The sequence below is a fragment of the Planobispora longispora genome (assembly GCF_016863135.1).
Classification (GTDB): Bacteria; Actinomycetota; Actinomycetes; order Streptosporangiales; family Streptosporangiaceae; genus Planobispora; species Planobispora longispora.
Genome location: NZ_BOOH01000049.1, coordinates 19886 through 37427, shown reverse-complemented (window position 1 = coordinate 37427; position 17542 = coordinate 19886). Strand labels below are relative to the sequence as shown.

The window sequence follows — 17542 nt, the reverse complement described above, 5'->3', positions numbered from 1 at the left end:
TTCTCCTTAAAGCGAGTTAAGCAGGTTACTACTTCTGCTTAAAGCGCCGGGCGAGCAGGCTGGTGCCCCATGAGAAACGTTTGCGTCATCGGCGGCAGCCGTTACTTCGGCCGCCACCTCGTGCGATCCCTGTCGGCCTCCGCCGACGTCACGGTGATCACCCGCGGGTCGAGGCCCCCGGCCGGCGCCCGGCACCTGGTCGCCGACCGGGACTCCCGCGGGTCGCTGCTGGAAGCCCTGGGCGGCCGGACCTTCGACGTGGTCGTCGACCAGGCGTGCTACACCCCCGAGCAGGCGCGGATCGCCCGCGAGGTGTTCGGCGGCCGGACCGGCAGGTACGTCATGACCTCCACCGTCGAGGTCTACGCCGACCTGGACCACGCGCGGCCCGCGGCCGAGGAGAGCGTGGACCCGCTGTCCTGGCCCGTACGGCGGAGCAGCGACGGCCTGCCGTACGGCGAGGGCAAGCGGCAGGCCGAGGCGGTGTTCGCCCGGGACCCCGTGTTCGACTTCGTCAGCGTGCGCAGCGGCCACGTGCTCGGCGGGCGGGACTTCACCGGGCGGCTGGCCCACTACGTGGAGCGCATCGGCCGGGGGCGTCCGATAGGCGTTCACCCGGCCGCGAAACCGGCGAGCTTCATCGGCGACAGGGAGATCGCCGAGGTGCTGGAGTGGGCCGCGCGGGCCCGCTTCACCGGCCCGGTGAACGCCTGCTCACACGGTGAGCTCGACGTGTACGCCCTGTGCGAGGCGATCGCCGCCCAGGTGGGCGGCTCACCGGTCTACCAGGCCGGTGAGTCGCCCTACTCCTTCGACCGCTACTACGCGATGGACAACGGCCGCGCCACCGGGCTCGGCTTCCGCTTCTCCCGCGTCGAGGACTGGCTGCCGGAGGCCGTGGCATGCGCATGATCGGAAATGTCGGGGTGAGTCCCATCGGGCTGGGCGCCATGCCGCTGTCGATCGAGGGCCGCCCGGACAGGGAGCGGGCGCTGGAGACCGTCCGCGCCGCGCTCGACGCCGGGGTCACGCTGATCGACACCGCCGACTCCTACCACTGGCACGCCGGCGAGACGGGCCACAACGAGGAGCTGCTCGCGCCCTTCGCCCGCGAGGTCATGATCGCCACCAAGGGCGGGCGCGGGCGGCCGGGCGACGGCTCCTGGACCGTGAACGGCGCCCCCGGCCACCTCAAGCGGGCCTGCGAGGGCTCGCTGCGGCGGCTCGGCGTCGAGGCCGTCGACCTCTACCAGCTCCACAAACCCGACCCGGCGGTGCCGTGGGAGGACTCCGTCGGCGCCCTGCGCGACCTGCTGGACGAGGGCAAGATCCGGATGGCGGGCGTGTCCAACGTGACCGTGGAACAGATCCTGCTCGCCCGGGAGATCCTCGGCGACCGGCTGGTGTCCGTGCAGAACCGTTTCTCGCCGGCCGTGCGCGACGACGAACCGCAGCTGCGGCTCTGCGCCGGGCTCGGGCTGGCGTTCCTGCCGTGGAGCCCGCTCGGCGGCGTCTCCCGCAGCTCGCTGGACGGCCCCTTCGCGAGCCCGGGTCCCCGGACGCCGTTCCACGAGATCGCCCGCGAGCGCGGCGTGAGCCCCCAGCGCGTGTGCCTGGCCTGGCTGCTGTCGCTGTCGCCGGTGGTCATCCCGATCCCCGGCGCCAGCCGGCCCGGGTCGATCCGCGACTCGGCCGCCGCGGCCGGTCTCGTGCTCTCCGAGGAGGAGCTCGCCCGGTGCGGCTCCCGGACGGAGCACGAGGTCAGGCATCCCGCGGCCGGTTTGACCTTGCCGTAGCGTCAACGTTTCTAATGGGGGCATGCGGATCGGCGAACTCGCCGCGCTGGTCGGGGTGTCCACCCGGACCGTGCGCCACTACCACCACCTGGGTCTCCTCCCCGAGCCGGTACGGCTGTCCAACGGCTACCGGGAGTACCGGCTCCGGGACGCGGTCATGCTGGCGCGGGTGCGGAGACTGGCCGAGCTGGGCCTGTCCCTGGACGAGATCCGCGACGTGCTCGCCGACGACCGGGGCAAGGAGCTGCGCGAGGTGCTGGCGGAGCTGGACGCCGACCTGGCCAGGCAGCAGGAGGCGATCGCGTTGCGGCGGGCCCGGCTGGCCGTGCTGCTGGCGGAGGCGGACCTGCATCCCGACTCGACGGTCTCCCCGGACGTGGCGGCGGCGCTGCGCGACCTGTCCGCCGGGGGCTCGGCGTTCGCCGCGATCGACCGGGAGCTGCTGGCGCTGATGGACACCACGGCCGGCCCCGCCGAGCGGGAGTGGCTGCTGGAGGTGATGCGCCCGCTCACCGAGCCGGAGGCCCTGGCCCGGGTGCACGCGCTGTACGCGCGCCTGGACGAGCTGGCCGGCGCCGGTTCCGACGATCCCCGCGTCCCCGCGCTCGCCGCCGACCTGGCCGCCCACATCCCCCGGGAGATGGCGGCGGCGATGGTCGAGCACATGCCCGGCGATCTCAGATCCCCGGCCGGCGCCGCCACGCCTCAGCCCGGCCCGCGCGACGCCGATGGCGGGGCGTGGCTGGAGGCGCTGTCCGCCGAGTTGTCCCCCGCGCAGGTCGAGGTCTTCCTGCAGGCCATGGTCATCCTCGAGGAGAGTGTCTGATGCTCAAGGTCGCCCGTGCCGCGATGTTCGCCGTCCTGCCCGCCGAACTGCTGATCGCGGTCCTGCTGCTGTCGGGGGTGTCGCTTCCCCTCCCGGTGATCGTGGCGGCCGAGACGCTCGTGGCGGCGGTGTTCGTCCTGGAGACGGCGGTCGCCTGGCGGCTGTTCCGGGCCGAGCGCCGCGGCGGCGCGGACCGGCGGGCGGCGCTGCGGGCGACCCTGCACCTGCTGGTCCCCGTGAAGGTGCGCAGGATCATGGAGTTCGAGCTGAAGAGCGCGCTCAGCCTCCTCCAGTGGGTCGCGCGCCGCCGGGTCGGCGTGTCGCCCGGCGACGCCGCGGTGCCGTACTGGGGCGGGCAGTCCACGATGTGGACGATGTTCACGTTCGCGATGGTCGTGGAGACGGTGGGCCTGGAGATACTCCTGCGGGCGCTGGAGGCGCCGGACGGGCTGCGGATCGCGGTGCTGGTGCTCGACCTCTACGGGATCCTGTACGCCCTGGCGCTCGCCGCGGCCTGCGTCACCCGGCCCCACGTCGTCTCGCCCGCGGGACTGCGCGTCCGCTACGGCGTCTACCTCGACGTGCGCGTCCCCCGCGAGCTGATCTCCTCGGCGCGGACGGCGCGCAACTACAACGAGTCCGGCATGGTGAGCGTGCAGGACGGGCGGCTGGGCGTGGCGGTCTCCTCCCAGACGAACGTGGTCGTGGAGCTGACGGAACCCCTCACCGTCATCCGCCCCCTCGGGGAGAGCACCGAGGTCACCCAGATCCGCCTGTTCGCCGACGACCCCGCCGCGGTCCTCGCCGTCCTCCGCCCCCTCCCGAGCCCCGCCGCCTGATCGTGCGGGAGCGGTCTCGGCCGGGATTGGATCTTGACGTCCGGCCCGGCGGCGGAAGATGATCAATTAATGCCCTCACGCGTAGGCGTCACCGTGGCCGGAGCGCTCGTCCTCATCCTGGCCGGGGCCTGCGGTGACGACGGCGGCGGGCGTGCCGCCGAGCGGGTCCGGCTCGACGGGCGGACGTCTCCCACGGCCGTGACGACGGTCTCGTCCTCACCGCTGCCCGCGCCGCCCTCCCCGCACGCCACGGGAGGGCATCCGTCGGAACCGGACGCCGCGCCGCCGTCGCAGCCCTTGGAGACCTCCCTGCCCTCGCCCGCGGCGACCTCCTCACCCCTGCCCGTGACGGGCCCGCCGCGCTTCATCGTCACCGCGAGGGCTCCGCTCGCACGCTTCCCGCAAGGTTCCAAGGAGGCGGTCTTCACCCCGGTGCGACCCGCCGTGCACGACGCCGGGACCGGAAGGTTCGTCGCCGAGATCCCGCTGCCGGAGGGGGTGCGGTCCTCGTGGCAGCTCCTGGCGGCGGCGCCCGACAACCGCACCTTCGTGCTCTCGGGGTGGACCGGGCCGGACTCTCCCATCCGGCTCTTCCGCGTCACCCTCGGCGATGACGGGCGGCCGGGCGCGCCGGTGCCCGTCCCCGGGTTCGAGGGCGACGCGTCGGCCCCGGGGCACGCCCTCGCCGTGAGCCCGGACGGCACCAGGATCGCCTATGCGACCACGGTCGTCGGAGGCGGGGCGAAGGTCTCCGTCGTCGACGTCGCCACCGGACTGCGCCGCGACTGGAGCACGCGCGTCTCACCTGTGGTGAGCGGTCTCTCCTGGGCTCCGGACGGGCGGCGGATCGCGCTGGTGGTGATGGGCTGGGGCGTCGGCGTCCTCGACCTCGAACGGCAGGACACCGACCTGCTCGCCGCCGCCCGCCTCGTCCGCCCGGCCGGCGGCGTCCCGCTCCTGCACTCGGTGGCCTACACCCACGGCGACGTCCTGGTCTACTCGGCCGGCCACACCATCGAGCGCGTCCCGGCCGGCGGCGGGGAACCGCAGACCCTCGCCCGGGTTCCGATGCCGCCCGGGGCGTCGGCGACCCTGCGTTTCAGCCTCGACGGCACCGGCGGGCACCTGCTCTGCACGCACGGGTGGCAGGGCTTCCGGGTCGACCTCGCCGACGGCTCGACCGTGCCGGTGCCGCTCACGGGCGGAGAACGACCGGGCAGGGGCGACCCGCACGCCGCCTGGTGAGGCCGCCTCCGCGCGCGGGCGGCGCGGCGCGCCGGGCGGGTCGGCGGTCCGAAGGCCGTCCTGTGAAACTTTCACCGCCCGCTCGGAGCGTCCGCGCAGCTCAGCGGAGTGATCGGGAAGCGGGGGAGTGGCCTCGGCTGGGGCGGGAGAAGGCGGGCGGTTAGCGTGGGAGCGCTCTCTGAAGCCCCCCGAGGAGTTCATCCCATGTCACGAAAGCCCGTCCTGGCGGCGATGTTCGCGGCGCTGGTCGTCGCGTCCGGCGCCGCGGTGTCGCTGACCGCCGGAGCCGCCGGCGCCGCCGCGGCCGACTCGTCCTTCTACGTCGACCCGGAGACCGGCGCGGCCAAGTGGGTCGCGGCCAACCCCGGTGACCACCGGGCCCCGGTCATCCGCGACCGGATCGCCTCGGTGCCCCAGGCCCGCTGGTTCACCACGACCAACACCGCCACGGTCCGCTCCCAGGTGTCGGCGTTCGTCGGCGCGGCGGCGAACGCGGGCAAGACCCCCATCCTGGTCGTCTACAACATCCCCAACCGCGACTGCAGCGGCGCGAGCACCGGCGGCGCCCCCAGCCACACGGCCTACCGGCAGTGGATCGACGAGCTCGCCGCGGGCCTCCAGGGGCGTCCGGCCTCGATCATCCTCGAACCGGACGTGCTCCCGATCATGACCAACTGCATGAGCTCCTCCCAGCAGCAGGAGGTCAACGCCTCCATGGCCTACGCGGGCAAGAAGCTGAAGGCGGCCTCCGCCCAGGCGAGGGTCTACTTCGACATCGGGCACTCCGGCTGGCTGGGCGCGGGCGAGGCCGCCGACCGCCTGCGGGCCGCCGGCGTCGCGGACAGCGCGGACGGCATCTCGCTCAACGTCTCCAACTACCGGTGGACCTCCACCGAGGTGGCGTACGCCAAGAGCGTCATCTCCGCCACCGGGGTCTCCCGGCTGCGCGCGGTCGTCGACACCAGCCGCAACGGCAACGGCCCGCTCGGCAGCGAGTGGTGCGACCCCGCCGGGCGGGCGATCGGCACCCCGAGCACGACCGCCACGGGCGACTCCATGATCGACGCCTTCCTCTGGATCAAGCTGCCGGGCGAGGCCGACGGCTGCATCGCCGGGGCCGGGCAGTTCGTCCCGCAGCGGGCCTACGACCTGGCCATGGCGGCGCCCCAGCCCACCCCCACGGTGACGCCCACCGTGACCCCGACGGTGACGCCCACGGTGACGCCGACCGGCGGTAAGGAGTGCGCCGCCTCCTACAAGATCGTCAACTCCTGGCAGGGCGGCTTCCAGGCCGAGGTGACGGTCAAGAACACCGGCGGCGCGGCCCTGTCCGGCTGGACGGTGGGCTGGTCCTTCCCGAACGGCCAGACCGTCAGTCAGCTCTGGAACGGCCGGCACACCCAGAGCGGGGCGGCCGTCACGGTGAGGAACGCCGAGCACAACGGCAACCTCTCCGCAGGAGCCTCGTCCTCCTTCGGCTTCACCGGCGCCTGGTCCGGGAGCAACGGGGCCCCGTCGGCGGTGAGCTGCTCGGCCGCCTGACCTCCCCGGTGATCCCGTACGGCCCGCGCCCGGCGTCCTGATGCCGGGGCGCGGGCCGTACCGCGTCCCGGTCGCGGGAGTGCCGGGCCGTGGAAGGCCGGGAGGTATGGGGAGGTCCCGCCGTGGAAGGCCGGAAGACGTGGGGGGCGGAAGGCCAGGGAGGTCAGAAGACGAGGGGTCAGAAGCGGGCGGCCGGGAGGCGCGGGGGTCAGAAGGCGCGGACCGTCACCGTGACGATGGGGAGCTCGAACTCGCCGTCGGCGGTCTCCGGGACGGAGCGCAGGTAGCCGACGACCCGGGCCATCAGTTCCGCGCGCTCGGTCTCGGGGAGCGTGAGCACGTGGGAGTGGGTGGCGATCGTCGCCGCCATCGACTCGGCGGTCCTGCGCTGGCCGTGCGGGAACTCGGCCCGCTCGACCACGCGGAAGCCCCGCCCCTCGAGGCGGTCGCTCCCGGGATCCCACTGCCGGAACGACACCGTGCTCGTCGCGATCTCCTTCAGCCCCCTGACCCAGGGGACCCGGTCGTCGTCGAGGTTCCACAACCCGCCCAGCACGCCGCCCGGGCCGAGGACCCGGCGGATCTCCGGCAGCGCCCGGTCGAGGTCGAACCAGTGCATCGCCTGCCCGACCAGGACGGCGTCGACGGAGCCGTCCGGCAGGGGGATCTCCTCCGCGGTCCCGGGCAGCGCCCCGACCTCGGGCAGCGCGGACCGGAACTGGGCGAGCATCGCCGGGTCGGGCTCCACCGCGACGACGTCGGCGCCGAGCCGGACCAGCGACTCGGTGAGCTTCCCCGTCCCGGCCCCCAGATCGAGCACGCGCGGCGGCGTGCGGCCGGAGACCGGTTCGAGGGCCCAGCGCACGGCGGCGTCGGGGTAGCCGGGCCGCTCCCGGGCGTAGGCGGCCGCCTGGCCGCCGAACGACGAGGCCCGCCGCGAGAAGGTCTCCGGGTCGATGTTCCCGAAGGCGGATGATCTGGTCACGGGCCCACCCTAACGCCGGACGTCAGCTGGGCAGCTGGGCGTCCAGGCGGTAACCGTCCACGGTCACGTAGACCTGGTCGCCCGGGCGGGCGTTCAGGCGCATCAGCACGGGCTGGAGCGAGTCGAAGACCGGGTGGTCCCGCCAGACGAGGACCACCGCGTTGTCGCCGGGGCCCGTCACCGAGAGCAGGGTGCCGGGCCGCATGCCCAGCTGGGTCGCGTACCCCTCCGGGACGGCCACCGGGGCGCCCCGCAGGTGCTCGCTGGTCACCTCGATCCGCTGCCAGCGGCTGGGATCGGTGGCCGGGTTGGTCGGCGGGGGCATCGGGGCGCGCTGGCTGGTGATCAGATGCGGGCGGCTGTTGCCCGACAGCGCGGAGAGCGTGGCCAGGGCGGCCCGCGGGTCGATCGAGCTGGTGCTGACCTGGGGGACCGGCTGACCGCCGCGGTGGTGGCCGTTCGCGCCGGGTGTACGGCGGGGCAGCTGCCGGGTGGTCTCGGCGGCCGGATCGGCGGTCTCGGGCTTCGTGGCCGCGGCGAGCGCGTCCAGCCAGGCCTGGGCGGAGTGGGTGCGGATGCCGAGCTGGTGCTCCATCAGCACGACGATGTCGGCGTCGGCCGGTTTGGCCGCCATCAGCTGCCGGGTGCGCTCACGCAGGCCGGTCAGGTCGCCGACGACGAGCCAGCCGTCCTGGAGCCTCCGGTCGGGCATCAGGGTGACCAGGACCCGCCAGAGCGGGGTGCGGAGCGTGGGGACCTCGACGGGGTGGGCGGGGTCGGCGCCGATCAGCTGTTCCTGGGTGGCGGCGGCGCCCAGCCACTCGGTGAGGCCGAACATGTGGCCGGTGAGCGGGGCGGACTCCGACGAGCGCAGCCAGAGCAGGACGCGCTCCTCGGCGGCGCGCTGGGCCGCCGACAGGGCGCTGAGGTCGGCGTTCAGCTTGTGGGCGAGGGCGCGCAGGCTGATCGGGTCGACGGCGAACAGGCGGTCCACGGCGACCGCGCGCTCCAGCGGGTCCCAGTCGCGGAACATGGTGTCCACCAGGCGGACCAGCGGGTATTCGCTGAGATCGGGCTGGGCCGGGGCGGCGGGCGGCGCGGGCTGCTGGACCGGGGCCGGCGGCGCCTGGGGCTCGGCGACGGCGGGGAAGGGCCGGGTGGCGGGCGCGGCGGGCGCGGCGGCTGCGATGCCGGGCGCGACGGGGACACCGGGCGCGACGCCGGGGGAGACGGGCGGGGCGGGGGTGCCGGGCGCGACGCCGGGGGAGACGGGCGGGGCGGGGGTGCCGGGCGCGGCCGGGACGGCCTGCGCGGGCGCGCTCACGGCGGCGGGCGTGGCGGGCGCGGTCTGCGCGGCGGCCGCGGCCGGGGCGTGCTGCTCGGCGGCCTGCGGGATCTGGCTGAGCACCTCCCGGAACATCGCGGTGACCAGGACCTCGGGGGAGGCGGGCACGGAGGGCCCGGTGAGGTCTCCGGCGGTCAGGCGGCGCAGCCGGGACCAGCCGCCCAGCCCGGTGATGGCCGAGCGCGCGGGCTCGGACCAGCCGGGGAGGGCGGGGTCGACCGTGTGCACGTGCAGCGCGGGCAGGACGTCGCTCAGCGGCAGGTGGTCCCAGCGGGACACCGAGAGCCGGGCCAGGCGATCGCAGATCCAGTCCAGGCCGGCGGTGCCGAGGGCTTTGGGCAGGGTGACGGAGGACCACCAGCCCGCGGGCAGGCGGGGGTCGGCGAGGGCTTCGGCGACCTGCTGCTGCCGGCTCCAGCGCAGGGCCGGGACCAGATCACTCAGGCAGATCGATGACTCGGCATCCATCGGCGGACCGCAACCTCCCCAAAGTGACGCATGTGGCTAATGGTGCAGCCTACGCCGCAAGCTATCAATTGGTAGTAAGAGGGTAAAGCTGGTTGGAACCCAAATCCGACTGAAGGATACGCGGACGACCCCCTATGACTGTAACGGCCTCGGCTCCGGCCCGGCATCCCGCGGCGAGCGCGGTCTCGTCGTCCGCCCCGGTCAGCAGGGCGGTCAGCAGCCCGGCGGCGAAGGCGTCGCCGGCCCCGGTGGAGTCGACGACCTCGGCGGGCAGCCCGGGGACCCGGGAGACGACACGTCCGTGGCGGGCCATCAGCGCGCCCCCGGGACCGAGTTTCACCGCCGCCGCGCCGTACGCGAGGCTGAGCAGCTCGGCCGCCCGCTCGACGGAGGTCTCGCCGGTCAGGAACAGGGCCTCGTCCCGGTTCGGGATGAGGATCCGGGCGGCCCGGGTCTCCAGGACGAACCGCTCGGGCCCGAACGCCCGCAGGAAACCGGTGGAGGCGGGGTCCACGCTGGTCGTCACCCCGCGCCGGGCCGCCTCGGCCAGGGCCAGCCGGGACAGCCGCAGGCCAGGCTCGGCGAACAGCGTGTATCCCGACAGGTGCAGGTGGGCCACCCCGTCGAGCAGGTCCTCGTCCCAGTCGTCGATTCCGATGTGCCCGCCCGCGCCCCGGTTGGTGAGCATGGACCGCTCCCCGGTCACGTCCACCATGGCGATCACCACGGCGGTCGGCCGCTCGGGATCCACCCGCAGGTGCGGCCGGACCCCGCTGCGGCGCAGCTCCGCGCCGTGCCACTCGCTGGTGTCGGAGCCGACCCTGGTGAGGATCCGGGCGTCTGCGCCCAGGCGGGCGGCCCACGAGGCGGTGTTGGCCCCCGAGCCGCCCGGACGCAGCGCGATGTCGGCGGCGGTGTCCGTCCCGATCTCCAGACCGGCCAGGCCCGGTCCACCGTGAAGCGCGACGACATCGGTGACGACGTCGCCGATGACCAGCAGGCCCATTTCGGTCACGGGTGCCTCAGCTTTCCTCGCTCCATGATGTCGCGATCTGTCCCGCAATGTGGGTATTTCCACGGACGGCAGCCAGATTCGCCTCGAGGGAGGCGCCGCCGGTGCCGCGCACCAGGTAGTCCAGGAGGAACGGAGTGATGGCCTGACCGGTGACCTTCCTCCTCTCCGCGGCGGCCAGCGCCTCGGAGAGGACCCGGTCGTGCAGGGCGGGGTCCAGTTGCTCGGCCAGCGGCACCGGATTGGCCACGATCAGCGCGGTCTCCGGGCCGCCCAGTGCGTCCTGGGCCCGCATGACCTCGGCGGCCTCGCCGGGCGTCTCGATCCGCCAGTCGAGCCGCTCGCCGGAGCTGTGCAGGTAGAAGCCGGGGAACTCGTCGGTGCGGAAGCCGACGACGGTGACGCCGCGCGTCTCCAGCCGCTGCAGGGTGGCGGGGACGTCCAGGATCGACTTCACGCCCGCGCAGACGACGGTGACGCGGGTACGGCTGAGCATGTCGAGGTCGGCCGACTCGTCCTGGCTGTCGGCCCACCCCCGGTGCACGCCGCCGAGACCGCCGGTGGCGAAGACCCGGATGCCCGCCCGCGCGGCCAGGAACGAGGTCGCCGAGACCGTGGTCGCGCCGCTGGCCCGCAGCGCCGTCGCGGCGGGCAGGTCGCGGAAGCCCAGCTTGCGCAGGCCCGGCTCGGTGGAGATCCGCTTGAGCTCGCCCGCCTCCAGGCCGATGCGCGCCACCCCGTCCAGCACCGCGATCGTCGCCGGGACCGCTCCGGCCTCGCGGACGATCTCCTCCAGTTCGAGCGCGACCTCGAGATTGCGCGGCTGCGGGAGGCCGTGCGAGATGATCGTGGACTCCAGCGCCACGACCGGCGCGCTCTGCGCCAGAGCTGCTGACACCTCCTGGGACGGACGGAGAAGCGTGCCGATCGACTGCTGGGTGGTACGCATGGGCTGGTTCTGTCTCCTCGGGTCAGGACCGTATGCTTGCCTGATTAGAACGGTGTAAACAGAGATCTTCGTTCTAAAAAGAGCACGCTAAGGTTCCGGCTCGCGAAGAGTCCATCGGAAGATCAGCCGATGGCGAGGACCCCGAGTAGTGAGATGACGCCGATGACGGCGGTGGCGACCCCGCCGAGCAGGAGCGCCCGCCCGCCGCGGAGCAGCCGCCTCAGGTCGACCCCGGCGCCCAGCGCGAACAGCGCCGCGGCCAGCAGGACCCCCGTCACCTCGGGGAGCGGCCGGGTGATCGCCTCCGGGACCGCGCCGGTGGCGCGCAGGGCGACCATCGCCACGAACGCCGCGACGAACGGCGGCACCGCCGGCGGCCGCCGCCCGGCCCCCGCCTGCCGCGTCTGCTCCGCCCGCGTGTCCGCCGCCTGCCGCGTCTGCTCCGCCCGCATACCCGCCGTTTCCCGCGTCCGCTCCGCCCGCATACCCGCCGTTTCCCGCGTCTGCTCCGCCCGCATACCCGCCGTTTCCCGCGTCCGCTCCCCCCGCGCGTCGGCCGCTCCCCGTGACTCCCCGGTCCGTGCGAGTGCCGCCCGGCGCGCCTGACGGGTGGCGGCGCGGCGCAGGCCCGCCGAGGTCAGCGCCACTATCGGCGCCAGCAGGAGCACCCGGGCCAGCTTGACCACCACCGCGCCCGCCAGGACCCCCGTCCCGGCCGCCGCGCCGATCGCCGCGACCTGCGCCACCTCGTGCACCGCAGCCCCGGCCCAGAGGCCGAGCTGGTGGGGCGACAGGTCCAGCAGACCGCCGAGAGCGGGGAGCACGACGATCGCGGCGCTGCCGTACAGGACGACCACGCCGACCGCGCTCGCCGCGTCGTCGTCGTCGCTCCCGGCGACCTCGTGCATCGCGGCGATCGCCGCGGCCCCGCAGACGGACACGCCGGTCGCGATGAGCAGCGACCTGCGCGCGTCCACCCCGAGCCGCGGCCCGGCCCACCGCGTCACCGCGAAGGTGACCCCGGTCGCCACGGCGACCAGGGCCAGCGTCCGCCCGCCGAGGGCCAGGACCTCCGGCAGCGCGATCTGCAGTCCCAGGAGCACGATCGCCAGGCGCAGCATCCGGCGGCTCGCCAGGCGCAGGCCGGGGCGGAAGGAGTCGCGCAGGCCGCCGAGGTTGGCCAGGGCGATCCCGCCGGCCACCGCGGCCGCCGCCGGGCTCACCCCGGGCAGGGTGCGGCTCACCCAGAACGCGGCGGTGACGGCCGCCGCCACCAGGACCGTTCCCGGAACGAGCGGGAGAAGTAAATCTACAACGTAAAGGCGTCGGGACCGCGACATGCCTTCCGCCGGTGAGGGAAGCGGCGCCGTACCGCGAGAGAAGCAGCTGGGCAGGCGCCCCCGAGCCCATGCCCGTGCCGCAGGGGACGGCCACCGCCACGGATGGCGGGAAGGGGGAAAAGCGCTCATGAGCGCAGTGTTCGCGGGGAGACGCATGCCCGGTAGACGCCATCTCCCTCTCAGGTCATAGCCTAGGGCTATGACTAGCCTGCCCGATCTGGAATCCCTCCGCCTGCTCGTCGACGTCGACCGCCTGGGCAGTCTCGGACAGGCCGCCCGGGCCGCGGGCATCGCCCAGCCCTCCGCGAGCAAGCGGATCGCGCTCCTGGAGCGCCGCCTCGGCCTGTCGCTGCTGGAGCGCACGCCCCGCGGCTCCACGCTCACCTCGCAGGGGACGATGATCGTGGCCTGGGCGGCGCAGGTGCTGGCGGCGGCGGAGGAGCTGATGCGCGGGGCGCAGGCCGTACGGCACGCACGGGCGGCGCACCTGCACATCGCGGCCAGCATGACCGTGGCCGAGTACCTGCTGCCGCGCTGGCTGGGGGAGTTGCAGAGCCGCGAGCCGCAGGTGCAGGTCGGGCTGGACGTGCAGAACTCGGCGGAGGTGGCCCGGCTGGTCGGCGAGGAGGTCGGGGGGATCGAGCTGGGGTTCGTGGAGGGGCCGTCGGTGCCGCAGGGGCTGGCCTCCCGGGTGGTGGCCACCGACCGCCTGGTGGTGGTGGTCGCGCCGGGCCATCGGTGGGAGCGCCGCCGCACCCCGCTGCTCGCCGCCGAGCTGGCCGCGACCCCGCTGGTGGTCCGGGAGCGGGGGTCCGGCACGCGCGAGACCCTGGACCGGGCGCTGGCCGGTCACGACGCGGCGGCCCCCCGGCTGGAGCTCGGCTCGAACGCGGCGGTCAAGGGCGCCGCGGGCGAGGGCGCCGCCCCGGCGGTGCTCAGCGGCTACGCCGTCGAGGCGGAGCTGGCCACCGGTCGCCTGGTCGAGGTGGCCACCCAGGGCATCGATCTGGAGCGCCGCCTGCACGCGATCTGGCGTAGGGGACGCACTCCCACCGGCCCCGCCGCGACCCTGCTGGCCATCAGCCTCGCCGCCTCACCCCGGTGACTGTGGAACCGCCGGCCGTGCCGGGGTAGGGTGCCGGGCATGGCGGCGATCGAGACGCCAGGCGTGCTCTGCCCCGAGCCGCACTGGCAGACCGGGCTCTGACCCACGGGCTCCCTCCGGCTCCCCGTACGTCTCACCCTGGATGTCGCCATGCTCCGTTCCCGCTATGACGCTGTGATCATCGGAGGCGGCCACAACGGCCTGGTCGCCGCCGCCTACCTCGCCCGCGCCGGCCGCCGGGTCCTCGTCCTGGAACGCCTGGACCACACCGGGGGCCTGGCCGTCTCGGCCCGGGCCTTCCCCGGGGTGGACGCCCGGCTCTCGCGCTACTCCTACCTGGTCAGCCTGCTGCCATCCAAGATCGTCAAAGATCTGGGGCTCGGCGTGGAGCTGCGCCGCCGCCGGTACGCCTCCTACACGCCGGTGGGCGGGACCGGGCTGCTGGTGGACAACGACGACGCCGCCCGCACCGCCGCGTCGTTCGCCCGGGTCACCGGCGGCACCGCCGACCTCGACGCCTGGCGCCGGTTCTACGCGATGACCGCGCGGGTGGCGGCGGCGGTCGCGCCGACGCTGCTGGAACCCCTCGCGGACCGTACGGCGATGCGCGGCCTGGTGGGCCGCGAGGCCTGGCGGGAGCTGTTCGAGCGGCCGATCGGCGAGGTCGTGGACGAGCGGTTCGCCGACGACACCGTGCGCGGCGTCGTGCTCACCGACGCTCTCATCGGCACCTTCGCCGACCCGTGCGGCGACGACCTGCTGGCCAACCGGTGCTTCCTCTACCACGTGATCGGCGACGGCACCGGGGACTGGAACGTCCCGGTCGGCGGCATGGGCGCGGTCTCCGGAGCCCTGGCGGACGCCGCGCGGGCGGCCGGGGCCGAGATCGCGACCGGCGCCGAGGCCGTGGCGGTCGACCCGTCGGGCGAGGTCGTCTTCCGCGACGCGGCCGGGGAGCACGCGGTCACCGGGGAGCGGGTGCTGGCCAACGTGCCGCCCGCCGTACTGGCCCGGCTGCTGGGCGCGGAGGAAACCGTGCCCGAGGGCGCCCAGCTCAAGGTCAACATGGTGCTGTCCCGGCTGCCCCGGTTGAAGGATCCGGACGTCGACCCGGCGGCGGCCTTCAGCGGGACCTTCCACATCAACGAGGGCCGCGACCAGCTGGCCCGCGCGCACGCCGAGGCCGCGCGGGGGGAGATCCCGGCTCTGCCCCCGGCCGAGGTCTACTGCCACTCGCTGACGGACCCGTCGATCCTGGGGCCGGACCTGCGCGCGGCCGGGGCGCAGACGATGACGCTGTTCGGCCTGCACATGCCCGCCCGCCTGTTCCGCGAAGACCCCGCCGCCTCCCGCGAGAGGGCGCTGCGCGCGACCCTCGCCTCGATGGAAGCGGTCCTCGCCGAGCCGATCGAGGACTGCCTGCTGCGCGCCCCGGACGGCAGCCTCTGCCTGGAGGCCAAGACCCCCGTGGACCTGGAGGACGAGGCGGGCCTGCCCGGCGGGCACATCTTCCACCGCGACCTGTCGTGGCCGTTCGGCGAGCCCGGCGCGTGGGGCGTGGAGACCGGCCACGAGCGGATCCTGCTGTGCGGGGCGGGCGCCCGCCGCGGCGGCGGCGTCAGCGGCATCCCCGGTCACAACGCCGCCATGGCGGTGCTGGGCGGGGCCTGAACATCCGGGCGGCCGGGGACGTCACGCGTCCGTGCATATTCCAGGTGAGCGTTCTCAGGGAAACGCACGGGGCCCTTCATGAGGCTCTCATGAAGGGTGCTTACGGTGGGGGCATGGGTGAGGGCGAGACGGCGCGTGTGCTGGTCGTGGACGACGAGCCCGCGCTCAGGGAAGCGCTGCAGAACAGCCTGGAGTTCGAGGGGTACCGGGTCGGCCTGGCCGTCGACGGGCAGGCCGCGCTGGAGGCCCTGGAGCGGGAGCCGTACGAGCTGGTGCTGCTCGATGTGATGATGCCCCGGCTGGACGGGCTGACCGCCTGCCGCAGGCTCCGCGCCGCGGGGAACCGGGTGCCGGTGCTCATGCTGACCGCCCGCGACGCCGTGGGCGACCGGGTGTCGGGGCTGGACGCGGGGGCCGACGACTACCTGGTCAAGCCGTTCGAGCTGGACGAGCTGCTGGCCCGGGTGCGGGCGCTGCTGCGGCGCGGCGCCATGGCCGCCCCGGCGTCGGAGGAGTCCGACGTGCTGGCCTTCGGCGACCTGCGGATGGACGTCGCGGCCCGGGAGGTCACCCGGGCGGGCGTCCCGCTGGAGCTCACCCGGACCGAGTATCTGCTGCTGGAGCTGTTCATGGTCCACCCCCGCCAGGTGCTCGCCCGCGAGCAGATCCTCAGCGAGGTGTGGGGCTTCGACTTCGAGCCGTCGTCCAACTCCCTGGACGTCTACATCATGTACCTGCGCCGCAAGACCGAGGTCTCCGGGTTCTCGCGGCTGATCCACACCGTCCGCGGCGTCGGTTACGTGTTGCGGAACACCCCGTGAGGGGCCGCCGCTCCCTGCGCTCGCGGCTGACCGTGCTGGTCGCGGTGGCCGTGGCCGTGGCGATCGCGGTGTGCGCGGGGGCCTGCTGGTTCATCGTGCGCAAGGCGCTGCTGGACCAGGTGGACCGTTCCCTGGAGGGCTCCAGGCGAGGGCAGATCGAGTGGGTCGCCGGCCACTGCCTCGGGGACGCCGCGATCGGCGACGTCCCCGTGCCGGACGGCGTCCGCCCGCGGGCGGACGACCGGGCTCTCCCGCCCGGGCTGCCGCCGAACTTCCCGCCGATCCAGCTGGTCGACGCGCAGGGGACGGTGTGCGCCGTCGGCGACACCGCCATCAAGGTCGTCGCGGAGGACCTCGCCCTGGCGAAGGCGCCGAAGGGCACGCGCGCGCGCCGGGACGGGGTGACCGCGGACGGGGCCGAGGTGCGGGTGACGACCCGCTCCATCGGGTCGGGCTACGCGGTGATGGAGGCCCGCGAGCTGGGAGAGTTCAAGACCACGCTGACCGGGCTGGCCGGGATCCTCGCCGGGGTCGCCGGGCTCGGCGTGGTGGGCGCCGCGACGGCCGGCAGGCTCATCGCCCGTACGACGCTGCGGCCGGTGGAGCGGTTGACCGGGGCGGTGGAGCACATCGCCAGGACCGAGGACCTCGGCACCCGGATCCCGGTCGAGGGCACCGACGAGATCGTCAGGCTCGGCACCTCCTTCAACGCGATGACCGCCGCGCTGGCCGGGTCCCGCGAGCGGCAGCGCCGGCTGATCGCCGACGCGGGGCACGAGCTGCGCACGCCGCTCACCAGCCTGCGGACGAACGTCGACCTGCTGCTGCGCAGCGAGAACACCGGCCGGCCGCTGGCCCCGGCCGCCCGGCACCGGCTGCTGGGCAGCCTCAAGGCGCAGTTCGAGGAGATGTCCACGCTGATCGGGGACCTGCTCCAGCTGGCCCGCGGCGAGGAGGAGCACGGGCCGCACACCGAGGTCGCCTTCCACGAGGTGGTCGAGTCCGCGGTGAACCGGGCCAGGCTGCGCGCGGGGAGCATCCCGATCGAGGTCGACCTCCGGCCCTGGTACGTCCGGGGAGACCAGGCCGCCCTGGAGCGCGCCGTGGTCAACCTGCTCGACAACGCGGTGAAGTTCTCCGGGGCCCCGGCCGACGGTCCGGCCGGCGGCTCGGCTGGCGGCTCGACGGGGGAGAGCGCGGCGGACGAGGGCGCGGGGGACGGCGGTCCCGGTGGGCGGGGCCCCGTGGTCGTCCGGCTCCGCGACGGCGAGCTGACCGTCCGCGATCACGGACCCGGCATCGCGCGGGACGAGCTGTCCTACGTGTTCGACCGCTTCTGGCGGTCGTCCTCGGCCCGCGGCATGCCCGGGTCCGGGCTGGGCCTGGCCATCGTGGCGCAGGCCGTACGGGACGCCGGGGGAGAGGCCGTCCTGGAGAACGCCCCGGGCGGGGGCGCCCTGGCCCGGCTGCGGCTTCCGGGGGCCGTCGCCCCGGAGAGCCTGCCCGGCTCCGCGGTCGCGCGCTGACACGCCGGTGGGGGGGAAGGGCGCGGGCGAGGTACGGCCACGGCGGGTTGATCGCGTCCCGCGTTCCCGGCA

The 17542-nt window shown here is 74.5% G+C and carries 15 protein-coding genes; 10 read left to right on the top strand and 5 right to left on the bottom strand.

The window, feature by feature from the left end; all coding sequences use genetic code 11:
• Window positions 1-69: 69 nt before the first annotated feature.
• From Plo01_RS29395 to Plo01_RS29370, 6 genes are all read left to right on the top strand, one after another.
• A complete protein-coding gene (locus Plo01_RS29395) occupies window positions 70-912 on the top strand; it encodes an NAD-dependent epimerase/dehydratase family protein (protein ID WP_203893969.1) in 843 nt (280 codons plus the stop codon).
• A 14-nt stretch (window positions 913-926) separates the two neighbouring features.
• Window positions 927-1796 carry an aldo/keto reductase gene (locus tag Plo01_RS29390; RefSeq protein ID WP_307837415.1) on the top strand — a complete coding sequence of 290 codons (870 nt, stop codon included), beginning with the start codon at window positions 927-929 and terminating at the stop codon, window positions 1794-1796.
• A gap of 22 nt (window positions 1797-1818) precedes the next feature.
• A complete protein-coding gene (locus tag Plo01_RS29385) occupies window positions 1819-2622 on the top strand; it encodes a MerR family transcriptional regulator (protein WP_203893967.1) in 804 nt (267 codons plus the stop codon).
• Window positions 2622-3461, top strand: a complete 840-nt coding sequence (locus Plo01_RS29380) for a hypothetical protein (protein WP_203893966.1) — start codon at window positions 2622-2624, stop codon at window positions 3459-3461. Before Plo01_RS29385 ends, Plo01_RS29380 begins: the two co-directional genes overlap by 1 nt.
• Before the next feature lie 69 nt (window positions 3462-3530).
• Entirely contained in the window at window positions 3531-4706 is a 1176-nt protein-coding gene (locus Plo01_RS29375; RefSeq protein ID WP_203893965.1) for a WD40 repeat domain-containing protein, read from the top strand.
• A 204-nt stretch (window positions 4707-4910) separates the two neighbouring features.
• Window positions 4911-6248, top strand: coding sequence for a glycoside hydrolase family 6 protein (locus Plo01_RS29370; RefSeq protein WP_203893964.1), 1338 nt, complete (start codon window positions 4911-4913; stop codon window positions 6246-6248).
• A 208-nt stretch (window positions 6249-6456) separates the two neighbouring features.
• On the opposite strand, the gene Plo01_RS29365 is transcribed toward Plo01_RS29370, so the two are convergent.
• The 5 genes from Plo01_RS29365 to Plo01_RS29345 all read right to left on the bottom strand — a co-directional run bounded on the left by Plo01_RS29365 (window position 6457) and on the right by Plo01_RS29345 (window position 12281).
• Window positions 6457-7233 (bottom strand): class I SAM-dependent methyltransferase, encoded by a 777-nt coding sequence (locus Plo01_RS29365; protein ID WP_203893963.1) that lies wholly within the window; start codon window positions 7231-7233, stop codon window positions 6457-6459.
• A 22-nt stretch (window positions 7234-7255) separates the two neighbouring features.
• Window positions 7256-9046, bottom strand: a complete 1791-nt coding sequence (locus Plo01_RS29360) for a hypothetical protein (protein WP_203893962.1) — start codon at window positions 9044-9046, stop codon at window positions 7256-7258.
• 64 nt (window positions 9047-9110) lie between these two features.
• The gene (locus Plo01_RS29355; RefSeq protein WP_239317329.1) at window positions 9111-10052 is read right to left on the bottom strand and encodes a carbohydrate kinase family protein; all 942 of its coding nucleotides are present in this window, start codon (window positions 10050-10052) and stop codon (window positions 9111-9113) included.
• 16 nt (window positions 10053-10068) lie between these two features.
• On the bottom strand, window positions 10069-11007 hold the full coding sequence (locus Plo01_RS29350) for a pseudouridine-5'-phosphate glycosidase (protein WP_203893960.1): 939 nt from the start codon (window positions 11005-11007) through the stop codon (window positions 10069-10071).
• 122 nt (window positions 11008-11129) lie between these two features.
• A complete protein-coding gene (locus Plo01_RS29345; RefSeq protein WP_203893959.1) occupies window positions 11130-12281 on the bottom strand; it encodes a YeiH family protein in 1152 nt (383 codons plus the stop codon).
• 265 nt (window positions 12282-12546) lie between these two features.
• Here Plo01_RS29345 and Plo01_RS29340 point away from each other — a divergent pair, with 265 nt between their 5' ends.
• The 4 genes from Plo01_RS29340 (at window position 12547) to Plo01_RS29325 (ending at window position 17470) form a co-directional block, all read left to right on the top strand.
• Window positions 12547-13452, top strand: coding sequence for a LysR family transcriptional regulator (locus Plo01_RS29340; protein ID WP_203893958.1), 906 nt, complete (start codon window positions 12547-12549; stop codon window positions 13450-13452).
• 150 nt (window positions 13453-13602) lie between these two features.
• On the top strand, window positions 13603-15123 hold the full coding sequence (locus tag Plo01_RS29335; RefSeq protein WP_203893957.1) for a phytoene desaturase family protein: 1521 nt from the start codon (window positions 13603-13605) through the stop codon (window positions 15121-15123).
• A gap of 113 nt (window positions 15124-15236) precedes the next feature.
• A complete protein-coding gene (locus tag Plo01_RS29330) occupies window positions 15237-15944 on the top strand; it encodes a response regulator transcription factor (RefSeq protein ID WP_203893956.1) in 708 nt (235 codons plus the stop codon).
• Window positions 15941-17470 (top strand): HAMP domain-containing sensor histidine kinase, encoded by a 1530-nt coding sequence (locus Plo01_RS29325; protein ID WP_203893955.1) that lies wholly within the window; start codon window positions 15941-15943, stop codon window positions 17468-17470. Before Plo01_RS29330 ends, Plo01_RS29325 begins: the two co-directional genes overlap by 4 nt.
• Window positions 17471-17542: the final 72 nt, after the last annotated feature.